At 41.8% G+C, this 15,261-nt stretch carries 13 protein-coding genes; 1 reads left to right on the top strand and 12 read right to left on the bottom strand.

The features are described from left to right. Window positions 1–64: 64 nt before the first annotated feature. The 12 genes from ACIROD_RS13430 to ACIROD_RS13375 all read right to left on the bottom strand — a co-directional run bounded on the left by ACIROD_RS13430 (window position 65) and on the right by ACIROD_RS13375 (window position 14,221). The gene (locus ACIROD_RS13430) at window positions 65–1,096 is read right to left on the bottom strand and encodes a sulfate ABC transporter substrate-binding protein (RefSeq protein ID WP_101224056.1); all 1,032 of its coding nucleotides are present in this window, start codon (window positions 1,094–1,096) and stop codon (window positions 65–67) included. A gap of 311 nt (window positions 1,097–1,407) precedes the next feature. Continuing rightward, a complete protein-coding gene (gene nadD / locus ACIROD_RS13425; protein ID WP_402941505.1) occupies window positions 1,408–2,061 on the bottom strand; it encodes a nicotinate (nicotinamide) nucleotide adenylyltransferase in 654 nt (217 codons plus the stop codon). A 23-nt stretch (window positions 2,062–2,084) separates the two neighbouring features. Next, on the bottom strand, window positions 2,085–2,930 hold the full coding sequence (gene kynA, locus ACIROD_RS13420) for a tryptophan 2,3-dioxygenase (RefSeq protein ID WP_402941502.1): 846 nt from the start codon (window positions 2,928–2,930) through the stop codon (window positions 2,085–2,087). 17 nt (window positions 2,931–2,947) lie between these two features. Continuing rightward, entirely contained in the window at window positions 2,948–4,297 is a 1,350-nt protein-coding gene (locus ACIROD_RS13415; RefSeq protein ID WP_402941499.1) for an amino acid permease, read from the bottom strand. A gap of 14 nt (window positions 4,298–4,311) precedes the next feature. Next, window positions 4,312–5,580 carry a kynureninase gene (kynU, locus tag ACIROD_RS13410; protein ID WP_402942917.1) on the bottom strand — a complete coding sequence of 423 codons (1,269 nt, stop codon included), beginning with the start codon at window positions 5,578–5,580 and terminating at the stop codon, window positions 4,312–4,314. A 50-nt stretch (window positions 5,581–5,630) separates the two neighbouring features. After that, on the bottom strand, window positions 5,631–7,145 hold the full coding sequence (locus ACIROD_RS13405) for a carboxylesterase/lipase family protein (RefSeq protein WP_402941497.1): 1,515 nt from the start codon (window positions 7,143–7,145) through the stop codon (window positions 5,631–5,633). Between the two features lie 228 nt (window positions 7,146–7,373). After that, entirely contained in the window at window positions 7,374–7,787 is a 414-nt protein-coding gene (locus tag ACIROD_RS13400; protein WP_157831082.1) for a MerR family transcriptional regulator, read from the bottom strand. 85 nt (window positions 7,788–7,872) lie between these two features. Further along, window positions 7,873–9,513 carry a SulP family inorganic anion transporter gene (locus tag ACIROD_RS13395; RefSeq protein ID WP_402941494.1) on the bottom strand — a complete coding sequence of 547 codons (1,641 nt, stop codon included), beginning with the start codon at window positions 9,511–9,513 and terminating at the stop codon, window positions 7,873–7,875. A gap of 510 nt (window positions 9,514–10,023) precedes the next feature. After that, a complete protein-coding gene (locus tag ACIROD_RS13390) occupies window positions 10,024–11,433 on the bottom strand; it encodes a glycoside hydrolase family 1 protein (RefSeq protein ID WP_402941491.1) in 1,410 nt (469 codons plus the stop codon). A 256-nt stretch (window positions 11,434–11,689) separates the two neighbouring features. Next, on the bottom strand, window positions 11,690–12,811 hold the full coding sequence (locus ACIROD_RS13385; protein ID WP_402941488.1) for an NADH-dependent flavin oxidoreductase: 1,122 nt from the start codon (window positions 12,809–12,811) through the stop codon (window positions 11,690–11,692). Window positions 12,812–12,832: 21 nt separating this feature from the next. After that, the gene (locus tag ACIROD_RS13380; RefSeq protein ID WP_101224065.1) at window positions 12,833–13,141 is read right to left on the bottom strand and encodes an iron-sulfur cluster assembly accessory protein; all 309 of its coding nucleotides are present in this window, start codon (window positions 13,139–13,141) and stop codon (window positions 12,833–12,835) included. A gap of 81 nt (window positions 13,142–13,222) precedes the next feature. Beyond that, complete coding sequence (locus ACIROD_RS13375) at window positions 13,223–14,221, bottom strand: Gfo/Idh/MocA family protein (protein WP_402941483.1); 999 nt, start codon at window positions 14,219–14,221, stop codon at window positions 13,223–13,225. 207 nt (window positions 14,222–14,428) lie between these two features. Between ACIROD_RS13375 and ACIROD_RS13370 the strand changes: the two genes are divergently transcribed. Beyond that, window positions 14,429–15,214 (top strand): SDR family oxidoreductase, encoded by a 786-nt coding sequence (locus tag ACIROD_RS13370; protein ID WP_101224066.1) that lies wholly within the window; start codon window positions 14,429–14,431, stop codon window positions 15,212–15,214. Window positions 15,215–15,261: the final 47 nt, after the last annotated feature.

Raw genomic sequence — 15,261 nt, 5'->3', positions numbered from 1 at the left:
TTCGCCTCAACCCTTTTTCTGATTTATGAAGGAGAAGATGTTAAAGCCATCTTCTCCTTCATGCTTATTGCTGTTGATAAATCTCGTCAAATGTGCCACCATCATTAAAATGTGTTTCCTGGGCTTTTTTCCAGCCGCCAAATGTATCATCAACAGTCACCATATCGATATTGGCAAATTGATCTTCATATTCGGCAAGAACCTTCTCATCCCTCGGACGATAGAAATTTTTCGCGGCAATTTCCTGACCGGCATCCGTATAGAGGTATTCCAGGTAAGCTTCTGCCACTTCCTTTGTTCCTTTTTTCTCGACCACTTCATCGACAACAGCTACCGGTGGCTCTGCTAATATACTGATTGAAGGATTGACGATTTCATATTTGTCATCACCGAATTCTTCCAGGGTTAAATAGGCTTCATTCTCCCAAGCGATTAATACGTCACCAATTCCCCTTTCCACAAAAGTGGTCGTTGCACCGCGTGCCCCTGAATCCAGGACTTCAACATTCTGATAAAGTTTTTTCATGAAATCCTTCACTTTTGTTTCGTCATTATCGAAATTTTTCTCCGCATAAGCCCAGGCAGCCAGGTAATTCCACCTTGCCCCTCCGCTTGTCTTTGGATTTGGAGTAATGACGGATACATCCTTTTTAATCAGATCATCCCAATCTTTAATGCCTTTAGGATTATCCTTTTTTACCAAAAACACAATGGTTGATGTGTATGGTGTCGAGTTCTCCGGTAAACGTTTTTGCCAGTCCTTCGCTAACAAATTACTAGCTTCATAAATGGCATCAATATCATAAGCCAAAGCCAATGTAACGACATCCGCCTCCAATCCATCAATAACTGCCCTGCCCTGTTTACCAGATCCGCCATGTGATTGCTGAATCGTTACATCCTGACCGGATTCTTCTTTCCAGTGCTTCACGAACGCTTCATTGAATTCCTGGTACAATTCCCTTGTCGGATCATATGATACATTCAAAAGCTCGACTGACTTTGATGTCCCGCCGCCTTCCGTTTTTTCCGAGTTGCATCCCGCAAGTACACCGAATGCTAAAATCAAACTTATTAATAACATTACCTTTTTCATGAGCTTCCCCCTTTTTTACAACAAAAAAGGCATGCTATTTCCCTTTCAATTATTCAGGAGATAGTATGCCTTTTTTACAACAAAAAAGGCATGCTATTTCCCTTTCAATTATTCAGGAGATAGTATGCCTTCAGTTCTCTGATCAGCAAGTATTTTTTTGTATATCATTACCATAAAGCAAAGTTAACCCAGTTGTCAACTAGGTATTGCGTGTCCTATCATTTAAATTCATTCACATTTTGCAAGTTTAAGAATTCCATCACATGAAAAGGGCTCGATCCAACGGGGAATCGAGCCCTTTTTAATACTTATTATGAATCTGAAGCTTTTTGATACAGCCTATTGTCCAAGATATACTGATAACACTGATCAGGCAGTAAATACCTTGGTTCCCCGCCCATCGCGAATTCATCCCTTATATATGTAGAACTGATTTCCATGGAAAGGCCTTTATCAATAAGGTGAAATGTATTTCCATCATCATAATTCCTTAGCAATGGACTTTTGGATATGATTTTCAGCATATCGATCCCATCCCGTGCCATGACGATGAATTTATGATTTGCAATCAGTTTTTCCCTGAATTTCCATCGTAAGTGTACCGGCAGCTCCTGATTATCAATATCTTCAAGTAAATCTGCACCCATTATGAAGTAAACTTCGTCATTTGGAAATCGTGATTTAAAATATTCCATCGTATACCAAGTATATTGTTTACTCGTCCCGGCACGTTCATTAATTTCATAATCACTGACTTCGAATAACGGGTTGCCCCCTATTGCCAGCTTGAGCATTTCCCAACGGTGTTCATTGCTCGTTTTCATCTGTTTATCGATACGGCCATTTGAGCAAGGTAAAAAAATCACCTTGTCTAGCTTAGCACGATGCGCAATGGTGGATGCAGTCCATAAATGCACGTTCGTGACCGGATCGAAGGAAGATCCATAAACTCCAATTTTGCCCATCCTGATATCCCCCCAGTCAAAGCTTACAGTTTGGTCCTTAATGTCCAAAGCTCAGGAAAAAACGGCTGTTCGACCACTTTCTTCAGATAACTTACACCTGACGATCCGCCAGTTCCCTTTTTATTACCGATGATCCGTTCTACAGTACTCATATGATTGAATCTCCAGAATTGTTGTTGACTTCCAATATCAACGAGTTTTTCGGCCAGCTCATACAAATCCCAGTAGTTATGCACATCGCGGTAAACGGTCAGCCATGCTTTTTCAACACTTGCATTTTCCTGATAAATTAAAGACCAATCCCTCTTCAGGACCGATTGATCAATAGGAAGCCCCCTTGCAGCCAAAGCACCTAAAGCCGCATCATAAATACTTGGTTTATTCAAGGCTGCCATCATCGACTCATAAAGCTCGGGCTGATGACGGAAAACGGCCAATATTTGCGAATTCTTTTGACCCATCGCAAATTCTATCAACCTGTTCTGAAATGATTGAAACCCTGAAGAGCTTCCTAGTTTCTCCCGGAATTCCATATAATCGGATGGCGTCAAGGTCGAAAGCACATTCCAAGATTGAACTAGTTGCTGTTGGATCCTGGCCACTCTGGATAGCATCTTAAAGGAAGGCTCCAAATGTCCTGCCTCAATATGATCAGTTGCCGCAGTCAATTCATGGATTATCAATTTCATCCACAATTCACTTGTTTGGTGAATGATGATGAACAGCATTTCATCGTGATGGCCGGAAAGTCGATGCTGACTTGATAAAATTTGATTTAAATGCAGATAGTCCCCATAGGACATATCTTTTTCAATATCAGTTACCATACTTTCTTCCAAACGATGTTCATCTCTTGGACCCTTATCCATACTATCCCTCTTTCCCTTTACTTTCTTTTGAATTTCGACATCAAAAAATAAGTGATGCAAAGAAAGATCAGCCAAGGAACCCCGAACTGGAGCACGATTTTAAATGGGCCAGTGAACCAGGTAGATACCGTCAAAGCAAACAAAAGTAATGCACCAAGAATCGTTAGATATGGAAATCCATACATTTTAACCGGTAATTTGCGGCCACCTGATTTCTCCCATCTCTTCCTGAAATATAAATGGGAAATGAACACCATGAACCAGGTTAAAATGGCTCCGAACATTGATATCCCCATCATGAATGCATATGAAGTATCCGGAAGCAGGACCTTTACTCCTGCAGCAAGAAATATTCCTAAAGTGGATATGAGAAGTGCCCTTACCGGGACACCTTTCCTGCTCACTTTTTGAAATAGGGCTGGAGCCTGCTTTTGCTCGGATAACGAAAATATCATTCTGGTGGAGGCATATAATTGACTATTCATAGCGGATAAAGCAGCGGTTAAAATAATGAAATTCATTATTCCCGATGCCCCGGGAACATTCAGGATTTCCATTACCTTAACAAATGGGCTTTTGTCAATACCGGCAGATTGCCAGGGAACAATCATTAACATGATCCCGATAGTCAGTACATAAAAAGTGGCAAGCCTGAAGACAGTAGCCTTCAAAGCTTTAGGGACGGCTATATCCGGATCCTTTGCTTCTCCCGCCGTCACCGCAATCAACTCAGTTCCTAAAAAGCTGAAGAGCGAAATGAATATGGCGACCCAGAGCCCCCAAAAGCCGAAAGGCATAAAACCTCCATCATTGGCATAGTTCTCTACACCGATCCCGCTTGAAGGTCCTGCGCCAATCACCACATAGGCGCCAAGTAGAATGAATATGACAATGGCGCTTATCTTGATCATTGAAAATACATACTCAAAATTCCCGAATGTATTGACACTCGTCGCATTTACATAGATTAGCAGTGCAGCAAAAAGGAAAATCCAAACACTTCCAGGTACAGCCGGGAACCAATATTTCATATAAACAGCGATGGCACTCACTTCGACACCAATGGCAAGAACATTCGCTATCCAATATGAATACCTCACAACAAAACCCGCAAATGGACTTATATATTTTTCAGCAATGGTACCAAAGGATCCCGATGTTGGATAGGCTACAGTCATTTCCGCCAAACAGCCCATCAGCAGAAGGACAATGAATGCACCTATTGCATAGCTGATAAGTACACTTGGACCTGCCGTTGAAATCGCAAGGCCGCTTCCCAAGAATAACCCGGTGCCAATTGCACATCCCATGGCTATCATGGTGATTTGATTCGATGATAATTCACGATGCAGTTTATTTTTCTCCATATGTTGCTCCCATTCTAGGCAATGATTCCCCTTTTATTTTCATAGTTTTCATATAATCTGCCGTCCATGATCTTCTTAAGCACCTGTACAGTTTCATAGACTTCCTGAAAAGAGGTATAAAGAGCAACAGGTGCTAAACGAATCATATTCGGTTCACGATAATCGGGAATGATGGCCTCTTGTTTCAATGCTTTACATATTCTTGCAGCTTCTGGATGTTCAAGGATGATATGACCGCCCCTTTTTGCTTCATGCCTTGGGCTCCCAATCTCAAATCCATATCCCGTCAATTCCGAATGTACTAAATCCATAAGATATTGAGTCAGCTTCAAGGATTTCCTCCGGACTTGTTCTATCCCCGCTTCCGCAAACATTTCAAGCGAGCCTAAAAGGGGGGCCATGCTTAATATATGGGGAGTTCCAATTTGAAAGGCACCTGCCGAACTTGCCTGGGTAAAGGTATGTTCCATATCGAACTGCTTATCTTTCCGCGACCCAAACCATCCAGCCAACCCGGGCATCCTTGCAAAATGCTTACGGTTCACATATAACCCCGCTACACATCCTGGTCCGCCATTCAAATGCTTATAATTACACCAAAACGCGAAATCCACTTCCCAGTTGTCAAACAAATGCGGGATGGCTCCCACGGAATGACAGGCATCGAATCCTATCATGATTCCACGCGCATGCGCTTCCTTTGTTAACCTCTCCATATCAAGGATCTGTCCGCTTCGATATAAAACCGTCGGAAGTACAATCAACGCTATTTCCTCGTTCATCTCTTCAATGATGTCTTCTTCTTCAAGGAATTTACCATCTCGGCTTTTCACCTGAACCAAGTGTGCCGAAGGATCAAGCCCATGCAATCGGAGCTGGCTTTGAAGTGCATAGATATCACTCGGGAAGGTTAGTTCATCCGCCAAAATCTTATTCCTGCCAGCTCTCGGTTCAAAAAAAGTGGCCGCAAGCTGATGCAGATTAGCTGTAGTCGACCCTCCCATTATCACTTCATCCTCTAAAGCTCCTACCAACGGGGCACTCAATTCACCCAATCTCTCAGAAAAGTAAAACCAGGGCTCGGCACCCTCCGTCCAGCCATCGACCCCATACTTTTTCCAATCTTCCAATGACTTCATTAAACTTTTCTCAGCCCGCTTCGATAAAAGTCCCAATGAGTTGCCATCCATATAAATCATCCCGGGGCTCAAGTAGAACTCCTCTCTGTAAGAAACTAATGGATCTTCCTGATCCAACGTTTTCGCATACTCTTTCGTTGACATGAAATTATTGATATCCTTGTTCTCCCCGCTTCCTTCCAAGCCACTTTTTTTCACTTGTAGATCCCTACCCCTTCCCATGCCAACCTTATCATTCTGTCAGGATCTTTTTCAATATAATCCTTTTTATCAAAAATCATTGTGTAGTGATTTCTTTCATCATATTTCGGCCAGATTTCTCCTTCCGGGGGATTGGGGTTTCCATTTTTCGCAAAGTTGACCCAATGGCCCTGCATTCTATGGGAAACCTTCAGGGCAGCTGACCTTGAACCATATGAAACAATCCGTTTCCCAAATGCCGAGTCAAAAGTCTGGAAAGCAAAAGGGATTTCCATACCATGCGTCGCCCCTAATTTACTTATGCGCATTGCCGCCGTTTTATAATCAAAACGATACATCCATGTTTTTTCAAAGCGGCTGTATGCCTCCGCATACCAAACCGAGGGAATATGGAAAGTCGCATCACGGCCAATGCCAAGCACAGCTTCCTTTTCTGGGTAGTTTAAATAAGCATTCGTAATTCGCTCTTTCGCCTCTGGATCAGTGTTATCGAACATTTTCTGAATCATCGCCGCATTAGTTGGAATTAATGGGGGATCCATCTGGTCGAATAACGTCGCTTCGTCCCTATTTGTTCCTATAAGCAAGGGTATTCCCTTTGCTTTTCCGGATCGAATCGAATCTAGTGGATAATCGTGCAGGAAGTCACCATCTACGACAGGTCCAAATGATAATGAGCCCGGCATGGCCTGTGAATTTTCCTGCAAGAGTTGGTAGGAAGCCGTGACAATCTCTTGAACTGGAAGCGTCTTTAAGCGGTGGATTTCATCCTTTCCAATGCCCAATATTTCAAGGAACCTTTCACTGAATTGGCGCGCAAATCCTTTTCCGTAAACAGATGTCGGAGCGGGACTTTCCGCAATGGCCTGTTTAAAAAGACCTCTAGCTGAAGGAACAGTAAGTAAAGTCGTCACCGCATTGCCACCAGCTGATTCACCAAATATCGTAACATTATCAGGGTCGCCGCCAAACGCTTCTATATTTTCATTAACCCATTTCAGAGACGCAACTTGATCACGTAAACCTAAATTGGTTTCAAATATTTCCCCATCAACTGCAAACTCGGAAAAATCCAGATATCCCAGTGCCCCCAGCCTATAGTTGATGCTTACTACGACTACATCTCCATTCTTAGCCAGTAAATGTCCATTGTACATATCAAGGGATCCAGCTCCCGTTATGTATGCTCCTCCAGGAATCCACACCATGACCGGGCGTTTTTTATCATCTGCCCTAGGCGACCAAATATTCAGGAACAAGCAATCCTCATCCATTTTTTCATTTCCCGTCATTCCTGTCCTTACCGCCCGATCCATCGGCTGCGGGGGAATCGGACCAAAATCCACTGCATCCAGGACACCGCTCCACTTATCAACTGGCTCCGGCGAGAGGAAACGCAGACCCTCAATCGGCGCTTTCGCATACCTGACTCCACGCCAAACGCATATATCGTTTTCCATAGTACCTTGAAGATGTCCTTTTACCGTCGTAACTATCGATCCAATCATTCCCTTTCACCTCTTCATATAGTAGTAGATACTTAAGTTCTTCTTTTTCCATTCCCTTATATCCTTCATCTTTATTGAAAAAAGATCTATAGACTCCGTTCTTCCAAAATAAAGTACCGCTATCGTATATAAAGTCAGGTTATCCTCATGAGTTTGAAGTTTTCATTAAATGGCCAGTTAACAAAAAAAGACCCAATCAGGTCTTTTTTGTTGAACTTGGCAAAAAGCTTAGGCGAGCATGGCAAGGATACTCAATAAAGAGCTGCCCCGAACGGAAAGCTGTTGTGCAGCATATGTTAATTGCTGTTCATCGAGCTGTTCCAATAAAGGCTTTAATTCCAGCAATTCATTCTCCAGTCCTTTAAGGTCTGTAGATAGCTTGTCCACCATCAAGAGCACTTGCTCAGAATCAACAGTGGTTTCAGACCAGACTTGTAACCGTTCCTTGATTTCAGTCAAAGGCATATTCTGTTCTTTATACCGATTAATCATTTGAAGACGATTTAAAGCATCTTCTGTGTAATACCGATATCTTGACCCAGTTTTTTCATAGTTCAGCATTCCTAATTGTGTGTAATAGTCAATGGTTCTTCTCGAAACATTCGCAAGTTCAGCAAGCTGGCCAATCCGATATATATTCACCCAGATAGTCACCTTCTTTTAAAAATCTACTGTTAACGATACTATAACATAACTATCCAAAAAGGTGACTTCGAGGATGAAACTATTAGACTACTTTATCCGAATTGCCCTTCAACTGCTTCTTGGCAAAATACAGGGCATCTTCCTTCGAATTAAAAAAGTGCTGTTTATCTATTTTATGATACAGACCAGTGCTGAGTAACAATTCCTTGGGTTGCTGCTGAATTCCGGAAATGATTAATTTCCCCTTATATTTTCCGATGCGATTAACAATCGCCAATAGTGCAGCCTCTGCTGAAGTGTCCATATATGTTACCCGGCGCATGCTTATTACCAACACTTTCGTCTTATTATCCAAGTTCTCCAATATCGATGACTCCAGGACGTCTATCGAACCAAAGAATAGGGGACCTTCCAAGTTATACACATTGATCTTTGAATCCGAATTATCAATTGGGACTATCTCGGTAATCTCATGACTTCTTTCCCTGACTTTTAACGTGTGGCTCATTTTTGCAATGAAGGTGATGAAGGCAATCAATAAGCCAATTCCTACCCCCATGATTAAATCAGTGAAGACTGTGACGAGGAAGGTGACTAGCAAAACCGCAGAATCCGCCGTCTTCGTTTTCAATACATGAGCGAATTCCTTTCTTTCACTCATATTCCAGGCAACAAACATCAATATGGGCGCCATGCTAGCCAAAGGTATATGCTCTGCATATGGAGAAAGCACCAGCAAAACAAGTAAAACGACAATTCCGTGAATGACTCCGGACATCGGGGAGGCTGCCCCGCTTTTTATATTGGTAGCTGTCCTGGCAATGGCACCTGTCGCAGGTATCCCCCCGAAGAATGGGGTCGCGATGTTCGCGATTCCTTGCCCAACCAATTCCTTATTACTATCATGCTTGGTTCCCCCCATGTTATCGGCCACGGTAGCGGATAACAATGACTCGACACCGCCTAACAAGGCAATCGTAAAAGCAACGGGAAGGAGTGTGATAATGACTTCCACTGATAGCTCCGGCACTTGGAATTGCGGAAAACCTTTCGGAATCGCTCCATACGTAGAACCAATCGTAGCCACCTTATCGGGAAATAAAAAGTAAGCTGCAATTGTGGAAATCAGCAAACCCAGAAGCGGTCCTGGCACTCGTGGCAAAAGTCTAGGTGCCAGCAGTATGACGACAAAACATATAATCGCAACAAACACACTATATAGATTGATCGTGTCTGCTTTAATCACCAGTTCCTTCATGTTATCCATGAACGCTTCATGTTTTTCCACTTTCATACCAAAGAAGTTGGCAATTTGCCCTGAAAAGATTATTATCGCAATTCCTGTTGTAAATCCAATGATGACGGGACGGGGAATGAACTTCATCAAATTGCCTAACTTAAGCAGACCCATCAGGACTAACATAATCCCCGCTAAAAACCCGGCAATTAGCAGGCTTTCATACCCATATTGCATAACGATTCCAAATAATAAAGGAACGAACGCCCCGGTTGGCCCTCCAATTTGATACTTGGAGCCACCCAAAATCGATATGAGGATTCCTGCGATGATGGTCGTATATAACCCGTATATCGGTTCGACGCCTGAAGCAATTGCAAAAGCCAATCCTAAAGGGATGGCCACAACACCTACGACCAATCCTGCCGTTACGTCCTTTTGAAAACCCTTCATATTATACCCTTGAAATCTAGAATCTTTTATCATCTTTTTAAAACTCACATCCTTAGTCGTTTTTTTAGTTGGGATCTACCATCATCAGGAAAAATGACTTTCTTTCATTTTAGAGGGAGTTGCTTGATCAAAATTAATCTGACTTGTAGGTTTTTTCAACGGGACAAACCATGCGGGGGGGACTTTTCAAAGCTAAGAAATAATCGTCATATGTAATCTCCTTATGTTAAGTTATTTGACATGGCCTCTACCACGCTTCAACATTATACAGTAAAACGTAAAACTGTACATTGTTAGTAACGTTAACATTTGTTTACAACTTATTGCATATTTTTACATTTATATTACAATCCGGGACCATGTTTCCAGTCTAGTTAATTTGAAGCCGTAGATTCAGACTATGAATTAGGAGGTTTGAACTTTGGTCTAATTTCCCATACCGGAAAACTTGAAAAAAGACCAATAGAAAAAGCATGTTTTGAGAAAGATTGCTCAAAACATGCTCTATAAAAACTCAAGGCTCTATATAAGTTTTCTTTCAGTTTACAGCTCTTCCCCTCTCGTCTCGATAATATGTTTATACCAATGAAACGACAGCTTCTTTTTCCGGTTTAACTGATCATGATGATCCACATAAATAAATCCGTATTGCTTCTTATACCCGTTTAACCAACTTAATAGATCAATGACAGACCATGCGTAATATCCTTTTAAATGTATGCCTTCGTTGATTGCCCGCTTAATCACTTTTAAGTGCTCCTCAATATATTTAATACGGGGAACATCCACTATTTCACCATCGATAATCGGATCCTCATCACCAAGTCCGTTTTCTGTAACATACATTTTAATATCACCATAACGCTCTTTTAACATATGCAGCCCATCTAAGAATCCTTGAGGTGAGATTTCCCAGCCCCATTTTGTATATGTTTTATCTTCCATTTTCACGGTCCGATAAAAGCCATCAAAAGACGGGTTTCCTGGAGCTAGAGTAGATGTTTCTCTTGAATGCTCCATGTTTGAAATCGCTTCCCGATTTTTTCCCACACGAATGGGCTGGTAATAATTGAGTCCGATAAAATCATTTTTCCCCGCATTTCTTTTTAGCGTATCCAGTTCTTCTTCGGTCCAGCTTGGTGTCCAGCCTTTCTCCTTTAATTGCTCAACCACATAAGCTGGATATTCACCTTTTAAAATTGGGTCATAATACCAAAAAGTTTCATATTCATTGGCATGCCTAGCAGCTAATACATTCTCATGTTTGTCATCAATACTATAAGCTGGCAGGAATACATGGGTAATCCCAATTTCACCGTAATGATTCAGTCCCTTGTATACCTCTACCGCTTTGGCATGTGCATAAAAAACGTAATGTGTCGCTTGAAAGTATTTATTTTCATCGTTTTGGATTCCAGGCGGGTGCGCTCCTTTTAAATACCCTAAACCGCAAAACATAACCGTTTCATTAAACGTGATCCAATGTTTGACGCGGTCTCCGAATGCGCGAAAACAAATCTCCGCATACTTGACGAATGCTTCAGCTGTTCGCTTATTCGTCCATCCCCCATCTTGTTCAAGCGTCAAAGGCAAATCCCAATGATACAGCGTAACAAATGGAACAATCCCATATTTTAAGCATTCATTAATAACATTATTATAAAATTCCAAACCTTTTTCATTGATTTCCCCGTCACCGGTTGGCAAAATACGTGCCCATGAAATGGAAAACCGATATGATTCAAGTCCCATCTCTGCCATTAATTTAATATCTTCTTTGTAACGATGATAATGGTCTATCGCTACATCACCGTTTGTACCTTCATATGTTTTCCCCGGTATCTTCGAGAAGACATCCCAATTCGTTATACCTTTACCATCTTCATCCCATGCTCCTTCTATTTGAAAAGAAGCGGAAGCTGCTCCTAATAAAAAATCGTGTGGAAACTTCAATTATAACCCTCCATTTCATACCCTCTTATTAAATTTATAATAATATATTTAATTCATTGGCACAAATATTAATTTTTAATTCACGTAAAACATAAGCCTTAAAGATAGTATTTACTATCAGGGAATGATTAAATCCAGAATTCTGCTGAATCAACCTCTCTTTTTCTAGCTGAAGATGATTGATTTATAGTTTCATATGAACATATGCAAAACCCGTCCACCTAAGGAGGACGGGTTACGCATTTATTCAAGGCAATCACTCCACAACCGGGAGCCATCCTTTTATCCCAATCAACTTTTCCCAAAGCGAATCTGGAATGACCAGTTCATCCTGATCTTTTTTTGAAAGGGTGGTCCGTATTTCCGCTTCTTTTCCAGACCTGATTTTTTCAATCCAATGCGGTTCCATAAGAAGCTCGCGGCCAAGGGCGATAAAAGGGACACCCGTTTCCATAGCTTCCGCAACTTCATCGGGTGTATGCAGTGAGCCTACACCGACAACAGGGATACGATTACCTACTTTATCGTAAATTTTGACGATGCGTGACTTTGTCCTATCACTCTCGCGGAATGAGCCATTCCAGAAGTGGCCTACCGATATATGTAGATAATCCAGGTTTTGATTCGCTAATCTATCAACGAATTGAATCGTATCATCTAATGTGATTCCAGGATTGCTGCCTTCTTCAGGAGAAAGGCGGTAGCCGATGATAAACGGCTTTTTCGCATGCTCAGCAACCGTTTTCTCGACTTCATTCACAATGGTAAGCGGGAAAATCAAACGTTTTCCCAGTGTTCCACCCCATTTATCCGTACGACGGTTCGAGTGTGGCGAGAAGAATTGCTGCAGCAAGTACGTATTGGCACCATGGATTTCCACACCATCGAATCCTGCTTCGATTGCCCTTCTTGTTGCTTCTCCAAATGCCTTAATAATGTCTTGTATTTCATCTTCACTCATTTCCCGCGGTACAGGTGCTTCCTCGCTGGAAGCGATGGCACTTGCAGAAACAGGTTGGTTATCAGGCAATAATTCCGGCGGACTTTGCCGGCCTCCATGATATATTTGCAGGATCGCTTTTGAGCCGTTTGACTGAATCGTTTCGGCTAGTTTTCTCAAGGAAGGGATAAAGAAATCGTCATCTGCACTAAGTTGGCCTGGGAATCCCTTGCCTCCAGCAGATACATAGGCACATGCCGTGACCACCGCACCTACACCAGCCGAGCGTTCAGCGTAATAGGCCAGTTCATCATCGGTTACAACGCCTTGATCATCTGAAGAATAAGTGGTCATAGGAGCCATCATGATACGATTTTTCACTTCTACCCCTGATGGAAATATATATGGTTGAAAAATCTTTTCGTATTTTTGATTCATGCCAATCCTCCCCCTTTACTCTTAGTGGTGATGATGTCCGTGCGGTTCTTTAGAAGGATTCGTGATTTCAAAGCCTTCTTCAGGTACATAAAAATATTTAATCCAGACACCATCCAGAAATTCTTCACGTGAATCAAGCAAAATATCGATTTCTTTATCTGTTTTGACGATTTCATCATGCTCTGCCGGTGTATCCAGCTTCATGTCATAATGGGCATGATCACCATGCATATGGGTGATATATACACGAATCATTTTCCCTTCGGCTTCTTCAGTGCTCAGCATTTTTTGTAAGACCTTTGCTGCATTGCGATTTATTTTGCAATTCATGTCCATTCCTCCAACAATAAAATTATCCCTGTACTGAATTCTACCCAATTAAGGGTTATCAGTAACATCCATTTTTCCCCTTCATGATTGGCCATGTCCTCGGTCTGAAGGAAAGACGATGCCGATTTGCTTTCTTGCTTCATCCATGATTTCCATGGTCAATAATGAATTCGAATATGAATTAATATCGGATTCCATTTTCCCCTGCTGTATCAAATCAACAAATTCTTTCGCTTCATAATACATGGTAGGCATATCCTGTTTAACAGAAATATTTTCAGTGGTTCCATCCCGATACTGAATATCCACCGCTTGCGGTCCTGAAATTTTCTGAATGATGATGCTTCCAAGTTCACCTTGAATTTCCGATGGCAAATTGGATTCAGTAATTTTGGAAAACATGACGACTGCCTCCATTTCATCATAGGAAAGCAGAATCGTCCCCTGCCCATCAACTCCTGATTCAAGCATCGTTCCTGATGCCTGCACCTTATTCGGTTTACCGAACAGTACAACAAGTGGATAGAGGACGTAAATGCCTAAATCCATTAAAGAGCCACTGGAGAATTCCGGATTGAATGCATTCAGCACAGTTCCTTGTTTATATGAATCGTAGCGTGATGAATATTGGCAAAAGCTTCCCGAGAAACGCCTAATCTTCCCGATTTTATCCAGATTCCCTTTTATACTTTCGAAATTCGGCATGATGGTCGATTTCATCGCTTCCATCAATAGCACATCATTTTGTTTTGCTGCCTCAATCATATCCCTTACTTCTGTCGCATTCGAGGCCATTGGTTTTTCACATAATACATGTTTTTTATTTTGTAAAAACAACACGGCTTGCCGGCAATGATGAGAGTTAGGGCTTGCTATATATACAGCGTCGATTTCATCGCTGGCAGCCATTTCTTCTATATTCGTAAAAGTCGTATGTACTTCGTATTTATTGGCAAATTCCTTGGCTTTCTCTTCTGTACGTGAATACACGGCGGTTAAAGATAAATCCTCTACATGCTTAGCAGCCTCCAAAAATCGTTCCGTGATCCAGTTTGTACCTATTACCCCTAATCTTATCAACATCCTATCCCCTTTCAAGCTAACTTAATTATGTCCTCAATATACAGACATTTCACTGAAAAACAAAGTATAATGAACACCCGCAATTGTTTAAATTGGATTTTTTAGGCAATATTCGTTTATAATTTTTCTATATTACCACTGCCATGATGTTTCTACATACTCCCAAATTGGGAATAGAAGACTTAAAAGGAGCGTGTGAAGTTTATGACAGAATTAATGAAAAACAAAGTTGCCATCATTACCGGTGGAGGATCGGGAATTGGCCGGGGCGCTGCACTGAAACTAGCTGAAAACGGCGCGAACATCATCTTTTTTGATCGTACAGTCGAAAATGCCGAAAAAGTGAAGGAAGAAGTGGAGAACCTTGGCCGAGAGGCTTTAATCATTAAAACGGATGTTTCCAAGGCTGAGCAAGTTGAACATGCCTACAAGACGGCCTATGAACATTTTGGAAAAATTGATTTTGTATTTGCAAACGCAGGCATCAACGGAGTGATTGCCCCTATAGAAGACATAAAGCCAGAAGATTGGGATCAGACACATACCATCAACCTCAAAGGCACCTTTCTCACCATCAAATACGCCATTCCCTACATGAAGGAAACAGGCGGCAGCATCGTAATCAACAGCTCCATCAATGGAAACCGATATTTCAAGAATTTTGGTTTTTCCGCTTATAGTTCATCCAAAGCTGGTCAAGTCGCTTTCGGAAAAATGGCTGCACTCGAATTGGCAAGATATAAAATCAGGGTAAATACCATTTGTCCCGGCTCCATCGATACGAACATTCACGATAACACATTCCCGGAAGATGAAAACTTAAAAAAAATCACGATTCCCATTGAATATCCGCAAGGCTCCCAGCCCCTGGCGAAGAAAGCGGGAACTACCGAACAAGCCGGTGATCTCGTATTGTTTCTAGCATCAGACATGTCCTCACATGTTACGGGTACGGAAGTTTATATCGATGGAGCAGAATCACTTTTATGATTCATACTTACCCCCTTAAAGGAAAAAGCTGAAATCCACATCAGGAT

The sequence above is a fragment of the Peribacillus sp. NPDC101481 genome (assembly GCF_044767165.1).
In the GTDB taxonomy this organism is placed as follows: Bacteria; Bacillota; Bacilli; order Bacillales; family DSM-1321; genus Peribacillus.
Note: the sequence above shows the minus strand (reverse complement) of the source record. Positions and strands in the feature narration are given on the sequence as shown.